Source organism: Streptomyces sp. NPDC018693 (assembly GCF_044391385.1).
GTDB lineage: Bacteria > Actinomycetota > Actinomycetes > Streptomycetales > Streptomycetaceae > Streptomyces.
On sequence record NZ_JBIRZZ010000017.1, the window covers coordinates 41,029 to 63,910 of the forward strand.

At 74.4% G+C, this 22,882-nt stretch carries 19 protein-coding genes and 2 pseudogenes; 14 read left to right on the forward strand and 7 right to left on the reverse strand.

Annotated elements, in window-relative coordinates; translation table 11 throughout:
* Positions 1 to 256 precede the first annotated feature (256 nt).
* A complete protein-coding gene (fusA, locus tag ACH5AC_RS31965) occupies positions 257 to 2,272 on the forward strand; it encodes an elongation factor G (RefSeq protein WP_398865748.1) in 2,016 nt (671 codons plus the stop codon).
* A 192-nt stretch (positions 2,273 to 2,464) separates the two neighbouring features.
* Here the strand turns inward: fusA and ACH5AC_RS31970 are convergent, their stop codons facing one another.
* Positions 2,465 to 3,211 (reverse strand): YwiC-like family protein, encoded by a 747-nt coding sequence (locus ACH5AC_RS31970; RefSeq protein WP_398865749.1) that lies wholly within the window; start codon positions 3,209 to 3,211, stop codon positions 2,465 to 2,467.
* A 308-nt stretch (positions 3,212 to 3,519) separates the two neighbouring features.
* Between ACH5AC_RS31970 and ACH5AC_RS31975 the strand changes: the two genes are divergently transcribed.
* The 3 genes and pseudogenes from ACH5AC_RS31975 (at position 3,520) to ACH5AC_RS31985 (ending at position 5,786) form a co-directional block, all read left to right on the forward strand.
* Positions 3,520 to 4,104, forward strand: a complete 585-nt coding sequence (locus ACH5AC_RS31975; protein ID WP_398865849.1) for a GNAT family N-acetyltransferase — start codon at positions 3,520 to 3,522, stop codon at positions 4,102 to 4,104.
* A 69-nt stretch (positions 4,105 to 4,173) separates the two neighbouring features.
* A pseudogene (locus ACH5AC_RS31980) lies at positions 4,174 to 4,419 on the forward strand (ABC transporter permease); the annotation flags it as partial.
* Positions 4,420 to 4,571: 152 nt separating this feature from the next.
* Positions 4,572 to 5,786 (forward strand): MDR family MFS transporter, encoded by a 1,215-nt coding sequence (locus tag ACH5AC_RS31985; protein ID WP_398865750.1) that lies wholly within the window; start codon positions 4,572 to 4,574, stop codon positions 5,784 to 5,786.
* 212 nt (positions 5,787 to 5,998) lie between these two features.
* Here the strand turns inward: ACH5AC_RS31985 and ACH5AC_RS31990 are convergent, their stop codons facing one another.
* Positions 5,999 to 6,772 (reverse strand): CDP-alcohol phosphatidyltransferase family protein, encoded by a 774-nt coding sequence (locus tag ACH5AC_RS31990; protein WP_398865751.1) that lies wholly within the window; start codon positions 6,770 to 6,772, stop codon positions 5,999 to 6,001.
* A 108-nt stretch (positions 6,773 to 6,880) separates the two neighbouring features.
* Between ACH5AC_RS31990 and ACH5AC_RS31995 the strand changes: the two genes are divergently transcribed.
* The 4 genes from ACH5AC_RS31995 to ACH5AC_RS32010 all read left to right on the forward strand — a co-directional run bounded on the left by ACH5AC_RS31995 (position 6,881) and on the right by ACH5AC_RS32010 (position 10,953).
* Positions 6,881 to 7,864 (forward strand): NAD(P)-binding protein, encoded by a 984-nt coding sequence (locus ACH5AC_RS31995; protein ID WP_398865752.1) that lies wholly within the window; start codon positions 6,881 to 6,883, stop codon positions 7,862 to 7,864.
* Positions 7,865 to 7,985: 121 nt separating this feature from the next.
* On the forward strand, positions 7,986 to 8,384 hold the full coding sequence (locus ACH5AC_RS32000; RefSeq protein WP_398865753.1) for a 6-pyruvoyl trahydropterin synthase family protein: 399 nt from the start codon (positions 7,986 to 7,988) through the stop codon (positions 8,382 to 8,384).
* Positions 8,381 to 9,571 carry a glycosyltransferase family 4 protein gene (locus ACH5AC_RS32005; RefSeq protein ID WP_398865754.1) on the forward strand — a complete coding sequence of 397 codons (1,191 nt, stop codon included), beginning with the start codon at positions 8,381 to 8,383 and terminating at the stop codon, positions 9,569 to 9,571. The genes ACH5AC_RS32000 and ACH5AC_RS32005 overlap by 4 nt, the downstream gene beginning before the upstream one ends.
* 344 nt (positions 9,572 to 9,915) lie before the next feature.
* Positions 9,916 to 10,953 (forward strand): methyltransferase domain-containing protein, encoded by a 1,038-nt coding sequence (locus ACH5AC_RS32010; RefSeq protein ID WP_398865850.1) that lies wholly within the window; start codon positions 9,916 to 9,918, stop codon positions 10,951 to 10,953.
* 124 nt (positions 10,954 to 11,077) lie between these two features.
* On the opposite strand, the gene ACH5AC_RS32015 is transcribed toward ACH5AC_RS32010, so the two are convergent.
* Complete coding sequence (locus ACH5AC_RS32015) at positions 11,078 to 11,419, reverse strand: hypothetical protein (protein WP_398865755.1); 342 nt, start codon at positions 11,417 to 11,419, stop codon at positions 11,078 to 11,080.
* Between the two features lie 304 nt (positions 11,420 to 11,723).
* Between ACH5AC_RS32015 and ACH5AC_RS32020 the strand changes: the two are divergent.
* Positions 11,724 to 12,476, forward strand: a pseudogene (locus tag ACH5AC_RS32020) (YbhN family protein); the annotation flags it as partial.
* Between the two features lie 131 nt (positions 12,477 to 12,607).
* Here the strand turns inward: ACH5AC_RS32020 and ACH5AC_RS32025 are convergent.
* Positions 12,608 to 13,396 (reverse strand): creatininase family protein, encoded by a 789-nt coding sequence (locus tag ACH5AC_RS32025; protein ID WP_398865756.1) that lies wholly within the window; start codon positions 13,394 to 13,396, stop codon positions 12,608 to 12,610.
* 39 nt (positions 13,397 to 13,435) lie between these two features.
* Between ACH5AC_RS32025 and ribA the strand changes: the two genes are divergently transcribed.
* From ribA to ACH5AC_RS32045, 4 genes are read left to right on the forward strand one after another with little or no spacing between them, the layout of a single operon-like run.
* A complete protein-coding gene (gene ribA / locus ACH5AC_RS32030) occupies positions 13,436 to 14,095 on the forward strand; it encodes a GTP cyclohydrolase II (protein WP_398865758.1) in 660 nt (219 codons plus the stop codon).
* Positions 14,096 to 14,129: 34 nt separating this feature from the next.
* Positions 14,130 to 15,275 (forward strand): NAD(P)/FAD-dependent oxidoreductase, encoded by a 1,146-nt coding sequence (locus ACH5AC_RS32035; RefSeq protein WP_398865759.1) that lies wholly within the window; start codon positions 14,130 to 14,132, stop codon positions 15,273 to 15,275.
* Positions 15,272 to 16,333, forward strand: coding sequence for a saccharopine dehydrogenase (locus tag ACH5AC_RS32040; RefSeq protein WP_398865760.1), 1,062 nt, complete (start codon positions 15,272 to 15,274; stop codon positions 16,331 to 16,333). The genes ACH5AC_RS32035 and ACH5AC_RS32040 overlap by 4 nt, the downstream gene beginning before the upstream one ends.
* Positions 16,326 to 17,477 carry a saccharopine dehydrogenase family protein gene (locus ACH5AC_RS32045; protein WP_398865761.1) on the forward strand — a complete coding sequence of 384 codons (1,152 nt, stop codon included), beginning with the start codon at positions 16,326 to 16,328 and terminating at the stop codon, positions 17,475 to 17,477. Before ACH5AC_RS32040 ends, ACH5AC_RS32045 begins: the two co-directional genes overlap by 8 nt.
* 4 nt (positions 17,478 to 17,481) lie before the next feature.
* Here the strand turns inward: ACH5AC_RS32045 and ACH5AC_RS32050 are convergent, their stop codons facing one another.
* Entirely contained in the window at positions 17,482 to 18,714 is a 1,233-nt protein-coding gene (locus ACH5AC_RS32050) for a serine hydrolase domain-containing protein (protein ID WP_398865762.1), read from the reverse strand.
* Positions 18,715 to 18,722: 8 nt separating this feature from the next.
* The gene (locus ACH5AC_RS32055) at positions 18,723 to 19,046 is read right to left on the reverse strand and encodes a hypothetical protein (RefSeq protein WP_398865763.1); all 324 of its coding nucleotides are present in this window, start codon (positions 19,044 to 19,046) and stop codon (positions 18,723 to 18,725) included.
* A gap of 117 nt (positions 19,047 to 19,163) precedes the next feature.
* Between ACH5AC_RS32055 and ACH5AC_RS32060 the strand changes: the two genes are divergently transcribed.
* The gene (locus ACH5AC_RS32060) at positions 19,164 to 21,260 is read left to right on the forward strand and encodes a tetratricopeptide repeat protein (protein ID WP_398865764.1); all 2,097 of its coding nucleotides are present in this window, start codon (positions 19,164 to 19,166) and stop codon (positions 21,258 to 21,260) included.
* Here ACH5AC_RS32060 and ACH5AC_RS32065 read toward each other — a convergent pair.
* Complete coding sequence (locus ACH5AC_RS32065; protein ID WP_398865765.1) at positions 21,247 to 22,560, reverse strand: hypothetical protein; 1,314 nt, start codon at positions 22,558 to 22,560, stop codon at positions 21,247 to 21,249. The two genes, ACH5AC_RS32060 and ACH5AC_RS32065, sit on opposite strands and share 14 nt — an antisense overlap.
* Positions 22,561 to 22,882: the final 322 nt, after the last annotated feature.

Consider the following 22,882-nt stretch of genomic DNA (forward strand, 5'->3'; position numbering starts at 1 on the left):
GTGACGAACGAGACGACGAAGGGAGCCCGGCCATGTGTGCCCACAGCGCCGTCATCGCTCCCTCCTTCCGTACCGAGGTGATCCTCGTGTCCTCGTTCGTCCGGTGCTCGCTGCGCGGCCGGCACCGGATGACCTGACGAACCCGCCCTGTAGACGCTGACCGACCCCGCTCTCAAGGTCGGTCGGTGCCTCACGTCGGCTTCGCCGGGAACATCGCGCTGCCCGTTCTCCGGATCACCCCGAAAGGCCGAGGGCCATGCGCACCTCACACCTCTCCGCCGTACGCAACCTGGGCATCCTCGCCCATGTCGACGCGGGCAAGACCACCGTCACCGAACGGATCCTGTATGCGACCGGCACCACACACAAACGCGGCGAGGTCCACGACGGCACCACCGTCACCGACTTCGACCCTCAGGAGCGCGACCGCGGCATCACCATCTTCGCGGCGGCCGTCAGCTGCGACTGGGACGGACACCGCGTCAACCTGATCGACACCCCGGGCCATGTCGACTTCGCCGACGAGGTCGAGCGTGCGCTGCGAGTGCTCGACGGCGCGGTCGCGGTGTTCGACGCCGTCGCCGGGGTGGAGCCGCAGAGCGAGTCCGTGTGGCGGCAGGCCGACCGGCACGGTGTGCCGAGGATCGCCTTCGTCAACAAGATGGACCGCGCGGGCGCCGACCTCGACACCGCCGTCGCCTCCCTGCGCGACCGGCTGCACCCGGCCCCGCTGGTGGTCCAGCTGCCGATCGGCGCGGAGGACGCCTTCACCGGCGTCGTGGACCTGGTCCGGCTGCGCTCCCTGGTCTGGGCCGACGGCGCCGACACCGCCGTCGAGGGTGCCGTACCGGACGACCTGAGGGAGGAGGCGCTGCGCAGGCGCCGGCTCCTGGAGGAGGCCGTCGCGGAGCGCCACCCGGCGGCACTGGAGGAGTTCTGCGAGCGGGACACGCTCTCGGCGCACACCCTCACCGGCGCCTTGCGGGACCTGACCCACAGCGGCGACGGGCTGGTCGTGCTGTGCGGCTCCGCCTACCGCAACCGCGGGATCGAGCCGCTGCTGGACGCGGTGGTGGCGTATCTGCCGTCGCCGCTCGATGTGCCCGCTGTATGCGGTATCCGCCCAGCCGACCCAGCCGCGCCCTTCGCCGCCCTCGTCTTCAAGGTGAACGCCACCCCCACGGGCCGCCTGACCTACCTGCGCGTGTACTCGGGAACCATCGAGAAGGGAGACACCGTGTGGGACTCGGGTGCCCGGCGTGCCGAGCGCATCGGACGTATTCTGCGCGTCCAGGCGGACCGGCACGCCCCGCTGGAGCGGGCACTCGCCGGGGACATCGTGGCTGTGATCGGGCTGAAGTCGGCCCGCGCGGGCGCGACCCTGTGCGCGCCGGACGCCCCGCTGCTCCTGGAACCGCCGGGCGCGGCCGAGCCGGTCGTCTCCGTGGCCGTCGAGGCGCGCCGCGGTGCCGACGGCGACCGGCTGGCCTCCGCGCTGGCCCGCATCGCCGAGGAGGATCCGTCGCTGGTGGTCCGGACCGACCCGGAGACCGGTCAGACGCTGCTGTCCGGCATGGGCGAGCTGCATCTGGAGGTCGCGGTGGAGAAGATCCGCCGCAGCCTCGGCATCGAGGTCGCCGTCGGGCGGCCCGGGGTGACGTACCGGGAAACCGTCGGGCGGGGCGTGACCGGTGTGGTGTACCGGCACGTCAAACAGGACGGCGGCGCCGGGCAGTTCGCGCACGTCGTGCTCGATGTGGAGCCGCTGGAGGAGGAGTTCGCCTTCCGGTCGGCCGTCGTCGGGGGCCGGGTGCCGCAGGAGTACGCGCGCGCGGTGGAGGCCGGCTGCCGGGACGCGCTCGCCGAGGGGCCGCTCGGCGGTCACCGGGTGACCGGGCTGCGGGTCACCCTGACCGACGGGGCGACCCATGTGAAGGACTCCTCGGAGGCGGCCTTCCGTACGGCCGGGCGGTTCGCGCTCCAACAGGCCCTGCGCGCCTGCGAGATGGTGCTGCTGGAGCCGGTCGCCGAGGTCACGGTCACCGTGCCCCAGGACGCCGTCGGCGCCGTCCTCGGTGATCTCGCGGCCCGGCGTGGCCGGGTGGCCGGCTCGGCGGTGCGCGGCGGGTCGGCGGTGGTCACGGCCACGGTGCCGCTGGCGGAGCTGTTCGGCTACGCCACCCGGCTGCGCGGCCGCACCCAGGGCCGCGGCACCTTCACGGCCCGGCCCACGGGTTACGCCCCGGCGCGGACGGCGGTGCCGGCGCCGTAGCGGGCCGATCGCCGGGGCCGGCACGCCCCACGGACCCACCACGGCCGTGGGGCGTGCCCGCCCCGCCTGCCCAGCCGTGAGAGCAACGGCCCCTGCTCAGCTGTAGGACGGCCACTGCCCAGTCGTAAGAACAGCGGCCACTGCGCAGCCGTAAGAACAGTGACCACTGCTCCGCCGTGGAACGACCACTGCTCAGCCGTACACCGAGACAAGAACCCCCAGCAGCGCCACCGAGAGCACCACCTCCACCGCCCCCACCACGCCGACCCGCACCCGCCCGAGCGTCGGCATGAGCAGCGCACGGCCGAGGCAGACGGCGAAGAACACCCCGACCCACGGGCTGAGCACGACCCCGACGGCCAGCGCCACGGCGTGGTAGGCGCCCGACGCCCAGCGGTACGCGGCGCTGCCCCGCTCGCGGATCATGGTCTTGACGTAGAGGACCGTGCCCGCGAAGTACAGCAGACAGGTCAGCGTCGCCGCCCGGCCGAAGCCGCCGCCCCCGAGATGCAGGGCGACCGGCAGCATGCCGCACGCCGGGACCACCGCGACGAGCCCGTTGAGCGTGGCCCGCTCCCGGTTGCGCGCCGCGTACCAGCAGTTCACCGCCAGGAACGGCAGCGCGGCGAGGGCGGCGAGCAGCAGCCACGGCGCGTGCACGACGAGGGCCAGGCCGGGCGGCGCCAGGGCGGCGCCGAAGACGACGAGCGGCCGGACATGGCGGGCCGGCGCCTTCGGGTTGCGCGACACGCGGCGCAGCCGCAGCCACTGCTGGAGGTGATAGGTGGCGAGATACGCGAGCAGCCAGGCCAGGAGGAGCAGGACGTGCCAAGGGGACGGCGTCCCCAGGAACATCCCCGCCAGGAACGGTACGACGAGCATCGCCCAGGCCCCGTGCTGCTGCGGCAGCCAGCGCCGTACGACCCGTGACGCCGCCATGCCGACCACTGCTCCCTTCCTCGCCCTACGCCGCGCCGCCGCGTCTGTCCTTCGCGCGCGCCACCCACAGGCTGGCACGATCGCACCGGCTCCGACGATGGGCCGAAGGTCCGCCACGGGTGGGGCCGTGCGGCGGGTCGTCTGGACGAGTGCGACCAGTTCTTCGAGGCGGACGCCCCTTGGCTCGCCCAGCCCGCCGACCCCGCACCGATCGCCGATGTGGGCTGTCGGCGACCGGCGGCGACCGGCGGCGACCTGGTGGTGATCTTCACCTCCTCCTTAATGCATATGATGTGCAGGTGCATGAGATGAGCCATAGCGGGGCGTACCGCATCAGGACCGCCGGCCCCGACGACCTCGACGGGGCCCGGGCCGTCATGCTCGACACCGTCTACCGCGACTTCGGCACCGGGTATGTGCCGCACTGGCACGGTGACATCGTCGACCCGGCGGCCGCCTATCTGACGCCGGTCCGGCACACGCTGCTGGTCGCCGTCGACGGGGGCGGCACGGTCGTGGCCACCGGGGCGCTCGACTCACGTGGCCCCGCGCACCCGCCGAACCCCGCGCATGTCGCCGCCCGCTACCCGTCCGGCACCACTGCCCAGCTGCGCCGCGTCTACGTCCGCCCCGAGGACCGCAGGCGCGGTCTCGCCCGGCTGCTGGTCGCCGAGTTGCTCGCGTTCGCGGCGGCGGACGGCGGATACCGCGCCGTGTATCTGCACACCGACCCGGCCGTGACCGGCGCGGAGCCCTTCTGGCGCTCCCTCGGCACGGTCGTCCACGACGAGCGCGCCGACCAGGCCGGCGGCCAGGGCATCGTCCACTTCGACATCCCCCTCGAAGCCCACAGGCCGGCCACCCCTCAGCTCTCCTCGGCCCCGCCCCACTAGCCCCCGCCCTGACGGCCCCTTCGCCCTCCCACCCCCCACCCCCCACTCCCTCACGACAAGCCGGTGACCATGCCCTCCCCTCGTCGTCCGCGTCCGCGCGCCCTCACCGTGCTGCGCGCCCGCTCGCCCGAACGCACCCCCGACCCGGCCGTCCTCGCCGACATCCGCGCCCAACGCGGCCTCAGCGACAGCCCGTTGCGCCTCCTGGCGCAGTGGTTGGGCGGGCTGCCGCACGGTGACGCCGGCCGCTCCTTGATCTCCGGCGCCGAGGTCACCCCCGCCGTCCTGCAGGCCCTCGGCGTGTCCCTGCTGCTCGAGTGGGGGCCTCCTCCTCGCCGAGAACCAGCCCTACGCCGAACACGCCCCGCCCCCGCCGCCCTTCTCGCCCTGCTCGGCGCGCTCGCGGTGACGGCCGCGGGCGGCGTGCGCGGCCGTACCCCCGCACGCACATCACGCCGGGCAGACCGATGACCACAGCCCCCACCCGCCCTCGCCTGCGACGACTCCCCTCCCTCCTGCGCCTCCTGATCCTCACTCAACTAGCCTTCAACATCGGCTTCTTCGCCGTCCTGCCCTTCCTCGCCGACCACCTCGGCGGGGCGATCGGCATGGCGGGCTGGCTGGTCGGCTTCGTGCTCGGACTGCGCACCTTCAGCCAGCAGGGGCTGTTCGTGGTGGGCGGCGCACTCGCCGACCGGTACGGCGTCCGGCCGGTCGTGCTCGCCGGTTGTGCCCTGCGGATCGCCGGGTTCGTCTGGCTCGGATTCGCCGGGCGGACCTGGGCGGTGGTCGGCGCGGTGCTGCTGATCGGGTTCGCCGCCGCGCTGTTCTCGCCGGCCGTCGAGTCCGAGGTGGCCCGCCAGGCCGTGGTCTGGGAGGAGGCCGGAGGCGGGGCCCGCACCCGGGTCCTCGCCCTGTTCACCGTCGCCGGTCAGGCGGGCGCCTTCGTCGGACCGCTGCTCGGCGCGCTGCTGCTGTCGGTCGACTTCCGGACGGTGTGCCTGGCCGGGGCCGGGATCTTCGTCCTCGTCCTCGCCGGCCACGCGGCGCTGCTGCCGCAGCACATCCCCGGCCGCGTCCGCGTGCCGGTCCGCGGCGGCATCGGGCCGCTGCTGCGCAACCGGCGCTTCCTCGCCCTGTGCGGCGCGTACGGGGCCTACCTGCTCGCCTACAACCAGCTCTATCTCGCCCTGCCCGCCGAGGTGGAGCGTGCGACCGGCTCGCAGGCGGCGCTGGCCTGGCTGTTCGCCCTGTCCTCGCTGCTGGTGGTGACCGCGCAACTGCCCGTCACCCGGTGGGTGGGGGAGCGGCTCAGCGCGCGCCGGTCCATGGCGGCCGGGCTGGCGCTGATCGCCGCCGGGTTCGCGGTGGTGGCCGCCGCCCTGCCCGCCGCCCGCACCGGGACGGCCGGACTGCTGCCCGCGGCCGCCTTCGTCGTCCTGCTCACCCTCGGCCAGATGCTCGTCGCCCCGGCCACCCGGGCCTGGGTCCCCGACCTCGCCGCGGACGGCCGTCTCGGCCTGTACACGGGGACGGTGTCCTCCGTGTCGGGGCTGATCGTCCTGGTCGGCAGTGCCGCCACCGGCACCCTCCTCGACGCGGAGCTGCCCGCGCCGGTGCCCTGGCTGTTGCTGGCCGCCGTACCGGCCGCGGCGATCGCACTGCTGCCGCGCCGACGGTGATCCCGCGGGGCGGTCAGCGGACGGCTGTCGCCGGCAGCGGGTGACCGGCGGTGGCAAGAGGGGGACAGCGGTGTCCATGGGTGGCTGGCGCCGACCACGGGCGTCCGGCGCCGGCAGCGGGCGGCAGGTGGTGGCAACGGGCGGCCGACGCCGGCAGTGGGCGGCAGGCGGTGGCACGGGCGGCCGACGGTGTCCACGTGCAGCCGGTGCTGTCAACGGGCGGCCAGTGCCAGCTCCTTGCTCCGCCCCGCGGTACCCGCCGCCCCCGCCGTCACCCGGGAGGTCCGCCACAGCCACAGCACATCCCGCCCGAACGACCACACCAGCGAGCCCAGCGCGACCAGTGCCACCGCGAAGTTCACCGCGTGCGGCAGGAGTTCGGCGCCGGCGAGCAGCAGTGCGACGCCCTGCAGCGCGGCGACCGTCTTGCGGGCCATCGACGGCGGCAGCGGGGCGTTGAGCCAGGGCGCGACGCGCGCGGCGGCGACGAACGCATACCGCATACCGCCGATCAGCAACACCCACGGGCCCAGCTGCGTCGAGACGTACACGCTCAGCACCAGGATCAGGAACGCGTCGACCTCCATGTCGAAGCGCGCGCCCAGCGCGGTCGACGTACCGGTGCGGCGGGCGACCTTGCCGTCGACGCCGTCGAGGATCAGCGCGACCGCGGTGAGGGCCACGAGCAGGGCCACCGGCGGCGCGCTCGCGAAGGAGTCCGCGACCAGCGCGGTCACCCCGCCGACCAGGATGGTCCGCCCGAGGGTGACCCGGTTCGCCGGACCGAAGGAGCGCGGCCGGGTGCGGTGCAGGGCGCGGGAGAGCACCGCCCAGGTCGCGAGGGCGAAGGCCAGGCCGGTCAGCCAGCCCGCGGGGCCCATGCCGATCGCCGAGCCGAGCAGTGCGAGCAGCAGGATCTGCACACCCGCTCCCACCGCCGTCTCCTGCTGGACGAGCCTCGCGTCGTACGTGTTGTTCAGGGCCACCGCACACCCTCCGGCCGTGTGACAGAGTCGATCAACGCCGCGTACTGTGCGCGGCCTGTGCACACCTCGGTACGTGAACAGGTTCCCGATCGTTCAGGGAGGACGCGGATGAAGCGCACCGCACGTGCGTTCTGGGTGGGTCGGCCGGGTGAGGGCGAGATACGCGAGGCCCCGCTGCCGGACCCGAGGGAGGGCGAGGTGCTGGTGCGCGCCCTGTACTCCGGTGTCAGCCGCGGCACCGAGACCCTCGTCTTCCGCGGCGGAGTGCCCGCGAGCCAGCACACCGCCATGCGGGCACCGTTCCAGGAGGGCGACTTCCCGGCGCCCGTGAAGTACGGCTACCTCAGCGTCGGCGTGGTGGAGCAGGGACCGGCGGACCTGCTCGGCCGTACGGTCTTCTGCCTGTACCCGCACCAGACGCGGTACGTCGTCCCGGCCGCCGCCGTCACCGTCGTACCGGAGTCCGTGCCCGCCGAACGGGCCGTCCTCGCCGGGACCGTGGAGACCGCCGTCAACGCGCTGTGGGACGCCGCGCCGCTGGTCGGCGACCGGATCGCGGTGGTCGGCGGAGGCATGGTCGGCTGCTCCGTGGCCGCGCTGCTGGCCCGCTTCCCGGGCGTACGGGTGCAGTTGGTGGACGCCGATCCGGGGCGGGCCGCGACGGCTCAGGCGCTCGGCGTCGACTTCGCGCCGCCCGAACGGGCCCTCGGGGACTGCGACCTCGTCGTGCACGCCAGCGCCACCGAGGCCGGCCTCGCCCGCGCGCTGGAACTCCTCGCCGCCGAGGGCACGGTCGTCGAACTGAGCTGGTACGGCGACCGGCGGGTGAGCCTGCCGCTCGGCGAGGCGTTCCACTCCCGGCGGCTCACCGTCCGCAGCAGCCAGGTCGGCACCGTCTCCCCGGCCCGCCGCGCCAGCCGCACCTACGGCGACCGGCTGGCCCTCGCGCTCGAACTGCTCGCCGATCCCGCCCTGGACGCGCTCGTCACCGGGGAGAGCGCCTTCGAGGAACTGCCGGACGTCATGCCGAAACTGGCCTCCGGCGCGATTCCCGCGCTCTGCCACCGCGTGCGGTACGGCGACGGCACCTGACCTGCGACGGAAAAGAGTGAGCGGCGGCTGAACACGGGGAAGCGAAGAGCCGTACTACTCGGCATCCACCGGCAGCAAGGGGCCGGAGGACCTCGACGCACCGCACCTGGAGGGTCGTCCGTTGTTCAGTGTCACCGTCCGCGATCACATCATGATCGCCCACAGCTTCCGTGGCGAGGTCTTCGGGCCCGCACAGCGCCTGCACGGAGCGACGTTCCTCGTGGACGCCACGTTCCGCCGGGAGCAGCTGGACGACGACAACATCGTCGTCGACATCGGACTGGCCACCCAGGAACTCGGTGCCGTCGTCAGCGAGCTGAACTACCGCAACCTCGACAACGAGCCCGATTTCGCCGGGATCAACACCTCGACGGAGTTCCTCGCCAAGGTCGTCGCGGACCGGCTCGCCGAGCGCATCCACAAGGGCGCGCTCGGCGAGGGCGCCAAGGGCATCGCGCAGATCTCCGTCACGCTCCACGAGTCGCATGTCGCGTGGGCGAGTTACGAGCGTGCGCTGTGACCGAGACGACCATCGAGCGGGACCGGCGGCTGGACTACGTGCCCGCGCAGACCCCGGCGCCCGCCTTCAGGAACGGCGACCTCATCCCCATGTCCCTGAACACCGTGCACTTCGTGATGCCGGGCGGCGTCGACGACCCGGCCCGGCCGAGCGGCGGCAACGCCTACGACCGGCGGATCTGCCTGGACCTGCCCGGCTTCGGCTGGTCGGTGCGCCGACACCTGGTGGACGGTGCCTGGCCCTCACCGGGGGCGGCGGCCCGTACGGAGCTCGCCCGCACCCTGCGGGAGTTGCCGGACGGCACGGTCGTACTGCTCGACGGGCTGGTCGCCTGCGGGGTCCCGGAGATCGTCGTCCCGGAGGCCGCGCGGCTGCGCCTGGCCGTCCTCGTCCACCTTCCCCTGGGCGACGAGACGGGGCTCGCGGCGGAGGTGGCCGCCGAACTCGACGCCAAGGAGCGGACGGTGCTGCGGGCCGTCCCGGCGGTGATCGCCACCAGCGAGTGGGCGGTCCGCCGCCTGGTCTCCCACCACGGGCTCGCCCCCGACCGGGTCCATGTCGCCGCCCCCGGCGCCGACATCGCCCCCCTCGCCTCCGGCACCGACGGTGTCTCCCGGCTGCTGTGCGTGGCCACCGTGACCCCGCGCAAGGGCCAGCACCGGCTGGTCGAGGCGCTCGCCGCGGTCACCGACCTGCCATGGAGCTGCGTGTGCGTGGGCGGGCTGGAGCAGGACCCCGAGTACGTCGCCCATCTGCGGGGCCTCATCCGCCAGTACGGGCTGCAGGACCGCCTGCACCTCGCGGGCCCGCAGGCCGGGGCCGAACTCGACGCGAGCTACGCGACGGCCGACCTGATGGTGCTCACCTCGTACGCGGAGACGTACGGCATGGCGGTCACCGAGGCGCTGGCGCGCGGCATACCGGTGCTGGCCACGGACGTCGGCGGGCTCCCCGAGGCGGTCGGCCGCGCTCCCGACGGGGGCGTGCCCGGCATCCTCGTCCCGCCGGAGGATCCGGCCGCCCTCGCCGCCGAACTGCGCGGCTGGTTCGGCGAGGCCGACGTACGACGCCGGCTGAAGGCCGCCGCGCGCGGCCGCCGAGCCGCCCTGAACGGCTGGGCCACCACCGCCCGGAGCGTGGCCGGCGTACTGCTCCGGCTCCCCGACGAACCCCGGAGGGCAGCATGAGGAAAACCACGGCGACACCGACACCGGCGGACCTCGCCCGGCGAGCGAGCCAGATCCCGGCCCAACCCGGGCCACGGGAAGGAGCCGTTGGGGCTCCGGGAGGTGCTGCGTCGGAGGGCGACGACGGCCTGGGCACGGCAGAGGCACACCTGCCTGAGAACGGCGCCGTCGCCGCCGCGGCCGCGGGTACCGGACGCGCAGGCGCGGGCGTGGGCTCTGGTGGGTCCGCTGCGGTGGCGGGGGTGATCCTCCCGGGTGGAGTCGCCGAGGCGGCTGGCCCGCGTGCGGTGGCGGAGGTGGCTGGGTCCGGCGTGGTGGCCGAGGCGGTCGGCTCCGGCGTGGTGATGGAGGTGGCCGACCGCGGTGCGGTCACGGAGGCGGCTGGCTCTGGTGCGGTCACGGGAGTGGCCGGCCCCGGCGCGGTCGCGGGAGCGTCCGCCTCCGACGCGGGCGGCGGTGTCGGGGTGGAGGGGGTCGTCCCCGGGGCCGGGCCGGTCGTGCGATCCGGTGAGCGGGCCACCGTACGGTTGCGCGACGCCGGGCCCGAGGACCCGCCTCGCTACGCGCCGGAGTGGCTGCAGTTGCGGGAGGGGGCCGACGCGGCCGCGCGTGCACTGGACCTGCTCGACCCGCTGCGGATCCGGCTCGCCAACCTGCCGGGGCGCTCCGGTGGGCTCGTCGTGCACGACGTGGGGTGCGGCACCGGCTCGATGGGCCGCTGGCTCGCCCCCCGCCTCGACGGCGCCCAGCACTGGGTCCTGCACGACCGCGACCCTTACCTCCTGCACTTCGCCGCCGTCGCCTCCCCGCGGGCCGCCGCCGACGGCAGCGGCGTCACCGTGGAGACGCGGCGCGGAGACGTCGCCCGGCTGACCCCGGACGCCTTCGCCGGCGCCTCGCTGGTCACCGCCTCCGCGCTGCTCGACGTCCTCACCCGCGAGGAGGTCGACGCCCTCGCCGCGGCCTGCGCGGGCGCGGGATGCCCGGCGCTGCTGACGCTCTCCGTGGCGGGCCGGGTCGAACTCACCCCCGAGGACCCGCTGGACGCGGAGATCGCCGCCGCCTTCAACGCCCACCAGCGGCGTGACGGACTGCTCGGCCCCGACGCGGTCACCGTCGCCGCGGAGGCGTTCGCCCGGCACGACGCGACGGTGAAGGTGCATCCGAGCCCCTGGCGGCTCGGCCCGGCCGAGGCCGCGCTGACCGCCCAGTGGCTGCGCGGCTGGGTCGGCGCGGCGGTGGAACAGCGCCCGGAACTCGCCGCCCGCGCCGAGCCGTACCTGGCCGCCCGCCTGGCCGCCTGCGCGGCAGGCGACCTGCACGTCACCGTCCACCACAACGACCTCCTGGCACTGGCCCGTCCGACCGGCGGCGCGCGATGAGCGCGGAGACGGCGGGCGCGCGCGTGCGGCCGACGACGCCGCCGGCCCCCGCGGTGCGCGGCGAGGACACGCGGACGCCGGCTGCTCTCGTGGTGCGGGGCGAGGGCGTGCGGACGTCGGCTGCTCAGGCGGTGCGTGGCGAGAGCACGCGAGCGCCGATGGCGCCGATGGTGCGGGGCGAGGGCGCGAGGACGCCGATGGGTCCGGCCGTGTGCGGCGAGGACACGCGGGTGCCGGCGGCTGCTGTGGTGCGGGGCGAGTGTGCGCGGACGTCGGCTGCCCAGGCGGTACGGGGGAAGACCGCGTGGACGCTCGTACGGCGGTCGAGGCGCCCTCTGCCGCCCTCGCGTGACGCCGCCGCGGCATCGCCCGCGTCCGGCGCGCGGCTCTCGTCAGCCGTGCGCCACGACGCCGACGTACCGCCCGTGTCCGGTTCCGAGTCCCTGTCACCCGTGTGCCACGGCACCCCACCGGCTCCCATGGGCGGCAGGACCGCTGTCGTGGCGGCGCTTCCCGGGACCATCGGTGACCTGGCCCCCCGGCCGGCGGTAACGTCCCCCGCCCAACCGTCGGTCGCGCCGGGCCGCGTCGCCGTTGGACCGGCCGCCGCGTCCCCCGCGGTGGCCCCCTCCCGCATCGGCGTCATCGTGACCGCCCCCCGCGCCGGAACCGACGTCCCCCGCCCCCGGGCGCGCGCCGCGCTCGTGGCCCTGCGCCCCCACCTCGGTACCCTCGCCGGTGTCCTGATCCTCGGTGTCCTGCTGTGGCGCATGGGCACCGGCTCCCTGTTGGACGGGCTGCGGCGGATCGACGTACCGGCGCTGGTCGTGGCGCTGGGGATCGGGGCGGGCACGACCGTGTTCAGTGCGTGGAGGTGGGCGCTGGTGGCCCGGGGGCTGCGGATCCGGCTGCCGCTCGGGCCGGCCGTCGCCGACTACTACCGCGCCCTGTTCCTGAACGCGGCGCTGCCCGGCGGTGTGCTGGGCGATGTGCACCGGGCGGTGCGGCACGGGAAGAGCGAGGGAGACGTCGGACGGGGCGTGCGCGCGGTGGTGCTGGAGCGCGCGGCGGGACAGATCGCGCTGGCCGTCGTAGGCGTAACGGTCCTGCTGGTCGCGCCGTCGCCGGTCAGGGCGGACGTACGGCAGGTCGTGCCACTCGCCGCTCTGGCCGCCGTCGGCGCGCTCGCCGTCGGCCTGGCGCTGCGCATGAACCGCGCCCCGTCCGCCGCCGCCCGCCGGGGGCGCCGCGCGCGGGCGCTGCTCGCGGAGGCACACGAGAGCCTGCTGTCGCGCCGCAACGGGCCGGGGGTGGCGCTCTCGTCGCTGGTCGTGCTCGCCGGACATGTGGCGATGTTCGTCGTGGCGGCGCGTGTCGCGGGCTCCGCGGCAGGTGTGCTCGTTCTGCTGCCGCTGGCCGTGCTCGCCCTGCTCGCGATGAGCCTGCCGCTGAACGTCGGCGGCTGGGGCCCGCGCGAGGGCGTCACCGCCTGGGCGTTCGGCGCGGCCGGCCTGGGCGCGCAGACGGGGCTCGCCGTGGCCGTCGTCTACGGGGTGCTGAGCCTCGTGGCCGCGCTGCCCGGCGCCGTCGTCCTGGTCGCCCGCCGCTCCACAGGCGCGGGCCGCCCCGGCCCCGGGCACGCGCCGGACGGGCGCTACCCGCGCTCGCCCCCCGCGGAATCCGCGTTCCCCGAGGCCGAGGTCAGCAGCGAGAAATACGGCGCGAAGGAATCCGTGAGGCTCGCCAGCAGTTCCTTGCCCTTTTCCGCGGACCCCAGGGAAGGACGGCCGATGACGCCCGAATCGGTATAGGCGGACATTCCCGTGGTGAGCAGATGACGGCGGTCGTCCGCGACGAAGTCCGCGGACTCGAATCCGGGACGGACCACCTCCGGGTCGGAGTGCAGCAGGATCGAGGTCTCGATCTCCCCGGCGTGCATGTCGGTGAGCAGCGAGGTCACCACCCCGGCCCGCTCACGGGCCGCCTCCCAGTCCTCCGGGGCAGGGAACAGCGCCATCCGCTCCCCGCGCGCGGACGCCTCCTGGACGACGTTGCCGAGCACGTAGTTCCCGCCGTGCCCGTTGACCACCACCAGGGCCTCGACGCCGGAGCGGCGCAACGAGTCCGCGATGTCCCGTACCACCGAGTGAAGGGTCACGGAGGAGATGCTGACGGTCCCCGGCCAGGCCACGTGCTCGTGCGAGCAGCCGACGGTCACCGGAGGGAGGAGATGCACCGGGTACGCGGCCGCGATCTCCCGCGCGACGGCGCAGGCGACGAGCGTGTCGGTGGCCAGCGGAAGGTACGGCCCGTGCTGTTCGAAGCTGCCGACCGGAAGGACCGCCACCCGCGTCGAGACGGCCGCGCCCCGCCTGCGTACATCCTCCGTGGTGTCCGTCGGCAGTATTCCGTATGCGGCCGACCGTATGTCCGAACCACTCATCTTTTCCCGGCCTTTCGTCTGAAACTTAGGAACCAGATCATGACAGAGAAGATTGGCGTACTCGGCAAGAAGGCAGCACCGCGTACCGGTGTGGAACGCGTGGTGAATGCGCCGCTGCCGACCGTGTACGGGAAATTCCAGGCGATCGGCTACCTGGACCACGACCGCGGCGACGAGCAAGTGGCCCTGGTCCACGGCGACATCGGCACCGAGAACGTCCTCACCCGGCTGCACTCCGAATGCCTCACCGGCGACGCCTTCGGCTCCCAGCACTGCGAGTGCGGCGACCAACTCGCGTCCGCGCTGCGGGCGGTGGCCGCCGAGGGCCGCGGCATCGTGGTGTACCTGCGCGGACACGAGGGCCGCGGCATCGGACTGCTCGCCAAGCTGCGCGCGATGGCCCTCCAGGCGGAGGGCCTGGACACCGTCGAGGCGAACCTGGCGCTCGGCCTGCCGGTGGACGCCCGCGACTACGGGGTGGCCGCCGAGATCCTGCGCGACCTCGGCGTCCGCTCGGTCCGGCTGATGTCGAACAACCCGCGCAAGCGGGAGGCGCTCACCGACAACGGCATCGACGTCGCCGAGACGGTCCCGCTGCTCATACCGCCGTGTGAGAACAACATCACCTATCTGCGGACGAAGCGGGAGCGCATGGACCACCATCTGCCCCACCTGGACGCCGTGGCCCACTGGTCCTGAGTGCCCCTCCCGTCACCAGGGGTAGGGATCAGGCATGAACACACATGCCTCGGTCGTCGTCATCGGCGGCGGAGTGGTCGGCACCAGCATCGCCCACCACCTCGCCGCCGCGGGCGTGCGCGACGTCCTGCTGGTGGAGCGGGACCAGTTGGGCGCCGGATCCAGCTCCAAGGCCGCGGGCGGGGTGCGCGCCCAGTTCTCCGACGAGGTCAACATCCGGCTCGGGGCGCGCAGCCTGGAGGCGTTCGCCCGCTTCCGCGAGGAGACCGGCCACGACATCGGACTGCACCGGGTCGGCTATCTCTTCCTGCTGTCCACGCCCGAGGAGGTCGCCTCCTTCGAAGCGGGCGTCGCCCTGCAGAACTCCCTCGGGGTGCCGAGCCGCATGATCGGCCCCGAGGAGGCCGCCCGGCTCTCCCCGCTGATCACCACCGACGGGCTGCTGGCGGCCGCCTTCTCGCCCGACGACGGCCACTGCACCCCGGAGGCGGTCGTCCACGGCTACGCGGCCGCCGCCCGCCGCCACGGCGCGCGCATCCTGCGCCACACCGAGGTCACCGGCATCGAACTGCACGGCGACACCGTCACCGCCGTCCACACCACCCGCGGCCGCATCGCCACCGACACGGTGATCTGCGCGGCCGGCGCCTGGTCCCGCGCCGTCGGCGCGATGGCCGGCGTCGACCTGCCGGTGCAGCCGCTGCGCCGCCAGATCGCGGTCACCGGGCCCGTCCCCGGCCTGCCGCCCCACCTGCCCATGACCATCGACTTCACCAGCACCTTCTACTTCCACGCCGAGGGCCCCGGACTCCTCGTCGGCCTCTCCGACCCCGACGAACGCCCCGGCTTCGCCACCGACCCCCACGACCGCTGGATCCCCCGCCTCGCCGAGGCCATGGCGCGCCGCGCCCCCGCCCTGCTCGACCTGCCCCGCACCGGCGGCTGGGCCGGCCTGTACGAGGTCACCCCCGACCACAACGCCCTGATCGGCGAGGCGACTTCGGTATCCCGTTTTCTGTATGCGACCGGCTTCTCCGGGCATGGCTTCCTGCAGTCACCGGCCGTCGGCGAGGTGGTCCGCGACCTGTACCTGGGCCGCGTACCCTTCGTGGACGTCACGCCCCTGAGCGCCGGCCGGTTCGCGGCCGACGCCCCGCGTCCGGAGGCCAACCGCGTATGACGCACCTTCACCTGTGGCTGCGCCACGAAGTCCGCGCCACCGAACGGCGCACCCCGATCGTGCCCGGCGACGCCCGCCGGCTCGTCGAGCAGGGCGTCCGGCTGACCGTCGAGGAGTCCCCGCAGCGGATCTTCCCCGTCGAGGAGTACGAGGCCGTGGGCGCCGGCGTCGCCCCCGCGGGCTCCTGGCTGTCGGCCCCGCCCGACACGGTCGTCCTCGGTCTGAAAGAACTCCCCGACGAGCCCGGGGAGTTGATCCACCGGCACATCTACTTCGGGCACGCCTACAAGCGGCAGCCGGGCGCGGCCGATCTGCTGCGCCGGTTCACCGTCGGCGGGGGCACGCTCCTGGACCTGGAGTACCTGGTGGACGACCAGGGCCGCAGACTCGCCGCCTTCGGCTTCTGGGCGGGCTACCTGGGCGCCGCCTTGGCGGTGCTCCAGCACCGGGGCCGGCTGACCGCCCCCCTGCGGCCCACCGACAAGGGAGAGCTGGACGAACTGCTGCTGCCCGCCCCCGGCGACGCGGACTTCACCGCCCTCGTCGTCGGCGCCCTGGGCCGCAGCGGCCGGGGCGCCCGCGTCGCACTCGGCACGGCGGGCGCCGAACCCACCTGCTGGGACCTCGCGGAGACCCGCGCCCTGGACCGCCGCGCCCTGCTCGACCACGACGTGCTGGTCAACTGCGTCCTCGCCACCAGCCCCGTCCCGCCCTTCCTCCGCGAGGAGGACCTCGACGCCCCGGCCCGCCGCCTGCGCACCGTCTCCGACGTCACCTGCGACGTGGGCTCACCCCTCAACGTCCTTCCGGTGTACGACCGTACGACCGAGTGGACCGAGCCCGTACGGCGGCTGCACAAGGAGCCCCCGCTCGACCTGATCGCCATCGACAACCTGCCGTCGCTGCTGCCCCGCGAGTCCAGCACCGACTTCTCGGCGGCCCTGCTGCCGCAGCTGCTCGCCTTCCAGGTGAGCGGCGCCTGGGGCCGCTGCGTCGACCGGTACCACCAGGCGTGCCGTGAACTCGGCATCGCAGAAAGGGAGTCGGACCATGACTGAGCGAGTCGCGGCGAACGGCACCGTCCACTGGGTCGGCGCCGGGCTGTCCACCGGCAGTGGCCTGGCGGCGCTGTGCGCCCGCGCCGAGCGGGTCCTGCTGTGGCACCGCACCGAGGAGCGGGCCGCCGGAGCCCTGGAGCGGCTCGGACTGACCGGCCGCGCCGAGCCGCGCCCGTACACGCGTAACGCGCTCACCGCCGCACTGGCCCCCGGCGATGTCGTGGTGTCGATGTTGCCCGCGCCGGAGCACCCCGCACTGCTGGCGGCCTGTGTCGCACGGCAGGCCCACTTCGCCTGCTCCAGCTATGTCTCCGAAGCGGTGCTGGAGCAGGTGCCCGAGGCCGAGAAGGCCGGCCTGGTGGTGCTCACCGAGGCCGGCCTGGACCCCGGCATCGACCACCTCTTCGCGCACAGCCTGGTGGCCCGCGCCCGGACGGCGATCGGGGACACCACCTCGGCGGCGTACCGCCTCACCTCCTACTGCGGGGGCGTCCCGGCCGTCCCCAACGACTTCCGCTACCGCTTCAGCTGGGCACCCCTCGGCGTCCTCAACGCCCTGCGGTCGCCCGCCCGTTACCTCGAAGGCGGCTCCGAGACGACCGCCGAGCGGCCCTGGGAGGCCACCCGCGAGCACCTCGTCGACGGCGAGCGCTTCGAGGCGTACCCCAACCGCGACAGCGTCCCCTTCATCGAGCAGTACGAGCTGCCGGACGCCTGGCGGCCGGTCGACTTCGTGCGCGGCACCCTGCGCCTGGACGGCTGGCTGCGCGCCTGGCAGCCCGTGTTCGACGAGCTGAGGACGGGCGACGACGTCCGGATCGCCGCCCTCGCCGGGGAGCTGGCGGCGGCCCACCCGACCACGGACGCCGACCGCGACCGCGTCGTACTGGCGGTCTCGCTGGCCGTACGGGCCGACAACGGCGAGGCGTGGGAGGGCGGTTACTCCCTCGACCTGATCGGCGACGAGGAGGAGAGCGCGATGGCCCGCTGCGTCTCCCGCCCGCTCGCCCTCGGCGTCCGCCACATCCTCGACGGCGACCTCCCGGCGGGACTGAACCGAGCCGCCGGGACGGCGGCCCGGTCGGAGGAGTGGCTGGCCGAACTGGCCGAGGAGGGTGTGCACTTCACCGTTCACACCATGTGACGGCTCAGTCGGTGACCGCCTCGTGCACCAGCCGCTTCAGGTCCTGGTACAGGGGGCGTGACGACCTGGGCCGCACCTGCGTCATGAACTGGACGGTCAGATCACGTCCCGGGTCCACCCAGAAGGTCGTGGTGGCCACCCCGCTCCAGCCGTAGGTGCCGAGCCCGGCCGGCGCACGGGTGCGGTGCGGGTCGATCACCACCGACACGCCGAGCCCGAAACCGACGCCCTCGTTGTTGGGCTCGTCATGGGCCGGACGGCTGCCGAAGGAGCGCAGGTCGGCGCCGCCCGGCAGATGGTTGCGGGTCATCAGGTCGACCGTCTCGGGAGCCAGCAGCCGCACCCCGTCCAGCTCGCCGCGCCGTCGCAGCATCTCCATGAAGCGGTGCATATCGTATGCAGTCGCCGCCAGGCCGCCGCTGCCCGACAAGAACCGGGGCCGACCGCCGCGCAGCGGCAGCCCCGGGACGGGCCGGATGCCGCCGTCCTCGGTCTCCCCGTACAGCTCCGCCAGCCGCCCGGCCTGCGCGTCGCTCACCCAGAACCCGGCGTCGGACATGCCCAGCGGGCGGAGGACGCGCTCGGCGAGCACCTCGTCCAGGGACCGGCCCGCCACCACCTCCAGGACCCGGCCGAGCACATTGGTGGCGACCGAGTAGTTCCACTGTGTGCCCGGCTCGAACTGCAGCGGCAGCGAGGCGTACACGTCGACCGTGCCGGCCAGGTCCGTACCCGGCTTCACCGCCGACTCCAGACCGGCCTCCCGGTACAGCGCGTCGACGGGATGCGCGTGGTAGAAGGCGAAGGTCAACCCGGCGGTGTGGGTGAGCAGATGACGGATCCGGACCGGCCCCCGCGCCGGACGCGTGACGAGATCCGCGCCCGAGCCGCTCACGTAGACGCGCGGCCCGGCAAAGGCCGGCAGGTGGTCGAAGACCGGGTCGTCCAGCGACAGCCGGCCCTCCTCCACCAGCGTCAGCGCGGCGACCGTGGTGACCGGCTTGGTCATCGAGTAGATCCGCCAGAGCGTGTCGGACTCGACGGGCAGCCCGGCTGCGACATCGCGGTGGCCGTAAGTGGTCAGGTGGGCGATCCGGCCCCCGCGCGCCACCGACACGAGGAAGCCGGGCAGCCGGCCCTCGTCGACCAGACGGGCCGCATACCGGTCCAGACGGTCCAGCGCTTGCGCGTCCAGCCCGACCTCCCTCGGGTCGACCTCTTGTCGCAGCTGTGCCATCGCTCTCCTTAGGTGCGTTCGTCGAGGTCGGAAGGGGCGTACCCCATCTGGATCACCTCAGACCTCATCGTGGCGCAGAGAACGCCGGGACGGACCCGTTCGGCCCCGAGTCCGGTGTGCGCCGCGTCGCGGCGAGCGGCGCGTGCGCGGTTGCCTGGACCCCGGCAGCACGAGGCGAGCAGCGCGCCGTCCGGCGCCGCCGACACGGCCACCAGCACACCGAGCGCGGCCCGCACCGCCGGCACCACGACCACATCGCCCCCTGCCACCGGACACGCCACACGCCACACGCGCTCGCCGACGAAGGCGAGCCCGACGGCGAACAGCCTCATACGAGTCGGCAGGACAGCGCGACGAGGGTGTTGCATGGCTGATCCCACGTCATCTTCCGTGTAACCCGCTAGGGTTGATCCACTTGTCGGAGCACGGGGAGTGGGGGAGCACACCGCATGCTGGATCCGGTGTCCATGGGAGCCATCGGCGCGGTCCTCGGAGCCGTCGGGTCGGGCATGGCGAACGAGGCGGGCCGCTGGGCCTGGGAGACGGCCGGCGGGCTGGTCCGCCGTGTCGCCGGGCGGGAGGTGCCCGCCCCCACCACCGCCGGAGAGCTCGACGAGGTGGCCCGGCTGGTGCACGACGGAGTCCGGCGGGACCCGCAACTCGCCCGCGCCTGGACGCTGTTCGCCCGCGAGGTGAGCGTCCCCGGTGGTCCGCGCAGCCCCCGGCGCCCGACCCTGCCCGCCGCGCCGAGCTTCTTCACGGACCGCCAGCAGGCCCTGAAAGTCCTGGACAAGGAGGCCGCCCGCGCCTTCGCGGGGCGCCCCCGGCTCGCCCTGCTGCACGGTCCCGACGGCATCGGCACCAGCACCCTCGCCCTCCACTGGGGCTGGCGCCACACCGCCCGCTACCCGCACGGCCAGCTCTACGCCGATCTGCGCGCCCTCGCCCCCGAGGCGGCCCTCGGTACCCTGCTGCGCGAACTCGGCCTGACCGACGAGGAGATCCCCCCGTCCGCCGAGGACCGCGCCACCCTGTTCCGGCGCTGCGCGGCCGACCTGCGGCTGCTCGTCGTGCTCGACCACGTCCGCTCCGCCGCGCAGCTACGGCCCCTGCTGGTACCCGCGCCCGGCGTGTTCACGATCGTCGTCGCCCGGCAGCCGCTCGTCGGCGTCGACGCCGTCCGTGTCCCCGTCGGACCGCTCGCCCGCAAGGACGCCGTGCGGCTGCTCACCGACCTCGTCGGCAAGCCGGCGATCGGCGCCGCCCGCGCCGCCCTGCCCGGGGTCCTCGACCGCTGCGCCGGCTCGCCCTACGCCCTGCGTGCCGCCGCGCCCCGGCTGACGGCACCCGCCGCGACCGCCCCCGCCCCGACGGTCGCCGAGGACCCGGTGAGCGCGGCCGCCGAGGACTCCTACCGCCTGCTCGGCCCCGCCGCGGCCCGTCTGTACCGGCTGGCCGGAGTGCAGGAGTGGCCCGCCCTGGACGCACCCGCGGCCGCCCGCGCCGCGGACATCGAACCGTCCGCCGCCGAGGCGCTGTTGGAGGAGCTGGCCGACGCGCTGCTCGTCGAGCGCACCGACACCGGCCGCTACCGCTACCGGCCCGCCGTACGCGCCCACGCCGAGCGCACAGCAGCGGCCGTCGACGGCATCGCCGCCTGCTCGGCCGCCGTCACCCGCGTGATCGGCCACCACCGCGACCTCGCGGTCGGCGCCGCCCGCGCCGCCCTGCCGGAGAGCTGGCGCGTCCCCTCCGCCGCCTCGCCCGTCCCCTTCCCCGACCGGGGCACCGCGGTCGCCGCACTCGCCGCCGAGGCACCCAACCTGGTGCAGGCCGTTCGGGCGGCCGACGCCTTCGACGACCACGACACCGTCCTGCTGCTGTGCCAGGCGCTGTGGCCGCTCCAGCTCAAGGCCGGCCACCACGATGTGCTGCTGCCCGCCCTGCGCACCGGCGCCCGCACCGCCGACCAGCACGCTCCCGGCACCCGTGCCGCCGGCGCCCTGCACGCCCAACTCGCCCATACCTTGACCGAGTTGCGGCGCTGGGACGAGGCCGAGCCCGAGGCCCTCGCCGCGGCGCGGGCGGAGCGGGCCGCCGGGCATGTACGCGGCCACGCCTCCGCGGTGGAGTTCCTCGGGCTGCTGCGCCTGCGACAGTGGCGGTTCGAGGAGGCGTACGAGTGCTTCGACGAGGCCGGCCAGATCCTCGACCGCATCGGCCCCGACGACGAGGGCGCCGCCGACCTGCCGCGCGCCCGCGCCCTGCTCGAACGCCACCGGGGCCGCGCCCTGCGCGGACTCGGCCGCCGCGCGGAGGCGCTGGACCGCCTGGAGCGCGCCCTCGGCTTCTTCCGCGCCCGGGGCGAGGCGTACAACACCGCCCGCACTCTCACCGACCTCGCCGAGACCCACCTGGACGGCGGCGCGCCGGAGGCCGCGCTGCCGCTGGTCGAGGAGGCGCTGTCGGCGCTCTCGCGGGAGAACGCGAGCCATCACGTGGCGTATCTGCGCACGCTGCGGGAGCGCTGCCTCACCGAGGAGTGACGTCGCCGGCGCGCACGACGACCGCGTGGACGGCCTCGCCCGTGCGGACCGTCAGCCCGTGGGAGACCAGGTCATCCGCGCTCTTCCCGGCCGCCAGCCAGGCGTGCAGGGCGGAGGCGCCGACGGCGGGGTCGAGGTCCGCGCCCACCCCGGTGGTGAGGTGGAACAGCTCCCCGGAGCGGACGCGCACCACACAGGAGCCCGGCCCGGTGACCCAGGCGGCGAGCGCGCTGTGCGGGAACCGGCGGAGCGTCTCGGCCGTCCAGTCGGCAGGCGGGCCGAGGCGCGGGTCGTCGGCGGCGCCCTGTCGGAACACCACGTCGGCGCTGGCGAGTTGGTCGCTCTCCCGGGTGTCCTCATGCACGGCGAGATGCGCCTCGCCCGTCATCACGCACGGTGCCGGATGCGGGCCCGCGTACCGGCTGACCGCGACCTCCCCCGAGCCCAGCAGCCGGGTCTCCACCTGCAACGGCACGGTGAGCGGGGCCGGTTCGTACGGCGGCAGCGGGAGTGGTTCGAGCCGGGCCGACTCCTCCGGTTCGGGCAGGTCGAGCATGCCGTAGAAGAGCCGGCGCAGCCGGGCGGCCGACTCGCCGGGCACGGAGGTGATGAACTCCCGTGCCTCTTCGCGGGGTTGGTGGCGTGTGACGAGGCTGTCGAGCTGGGGACGCAGGGGCATGGCGGCGTCCAGCCGGGGAGCGGTGCGCACGAAGGCGTGGACCGGGGCGTCGGGGTCGAGACCGTCGAGCGGGGCGGCGCCGAGCAGGACGGGTGTGCCGAGCGCGGCCGCGTAGTAGGTGACGGAGCCGTGGTCGCCGATGACGGCGTCGGCGGCCAGCAGGGCCTGACGCCAGCCGTGCAGCGGGTCGACCAGGACCATTCCGGCGCGGCGGGCGCGGTCCAGCCAGGCGCGGATCTGGCCGGGGCCGTGGCCGTGCCAGGCGTTGGGGTGCAGCACGGCCGCGAGTCGGTACTCGTCGGCAGGGAGCTCCGAGGTCAGCCGGGGCAGCAGGGAGGGCAGCAGGTCGTCGCCGCCGTCGCCGAACAGCGACTCGGGGTTCCAGGTGGAGTTGAGCAGCACCAGCCGCTGCCGGCGGCCCACCCCGAGGGCGCGGCGATACCGGTCACGGTACGGCCGGGCCGCCAGCACGCGGTCCCAGCACGGGTCCCCGGCGAGGGCGGCCGTGTGCGCGGCCTCGGGACAGACCGTGCGCAGCCGCTCGTACTGCTCGGGGTGCGACAGCACGAGCGCGTCGGCGACGGGCGTCCCGTCCGCGCAGAGCAACCACTCCGGAGACATCCCGAACACCGGCGCCCCCGGCCCGACTTCCGCCACCAGGCTGCCGGGTGTTGGGTGTTGGGTGTTGGGTGTTGGGTGTCGCCAGCCTTTTAGTGTATCCGACACCGTGTGACAGGATGGCCAACTTCCCTGAGAATCGCTCGATTTGACCACCAAAACTTGACGAGACCGCCAGCGACACCTCCGTCTCGACGGCCTGCTCCCACGGCACCACCGGCAGACCCATGTCCGACAGCAGATCCGCCACCCCCGCCTGGAAGGCGGACGACCCGGTGCACGTCACCAGCGTCTGCACCCTGAAGTCGTCGTGGAACAGCGGCAG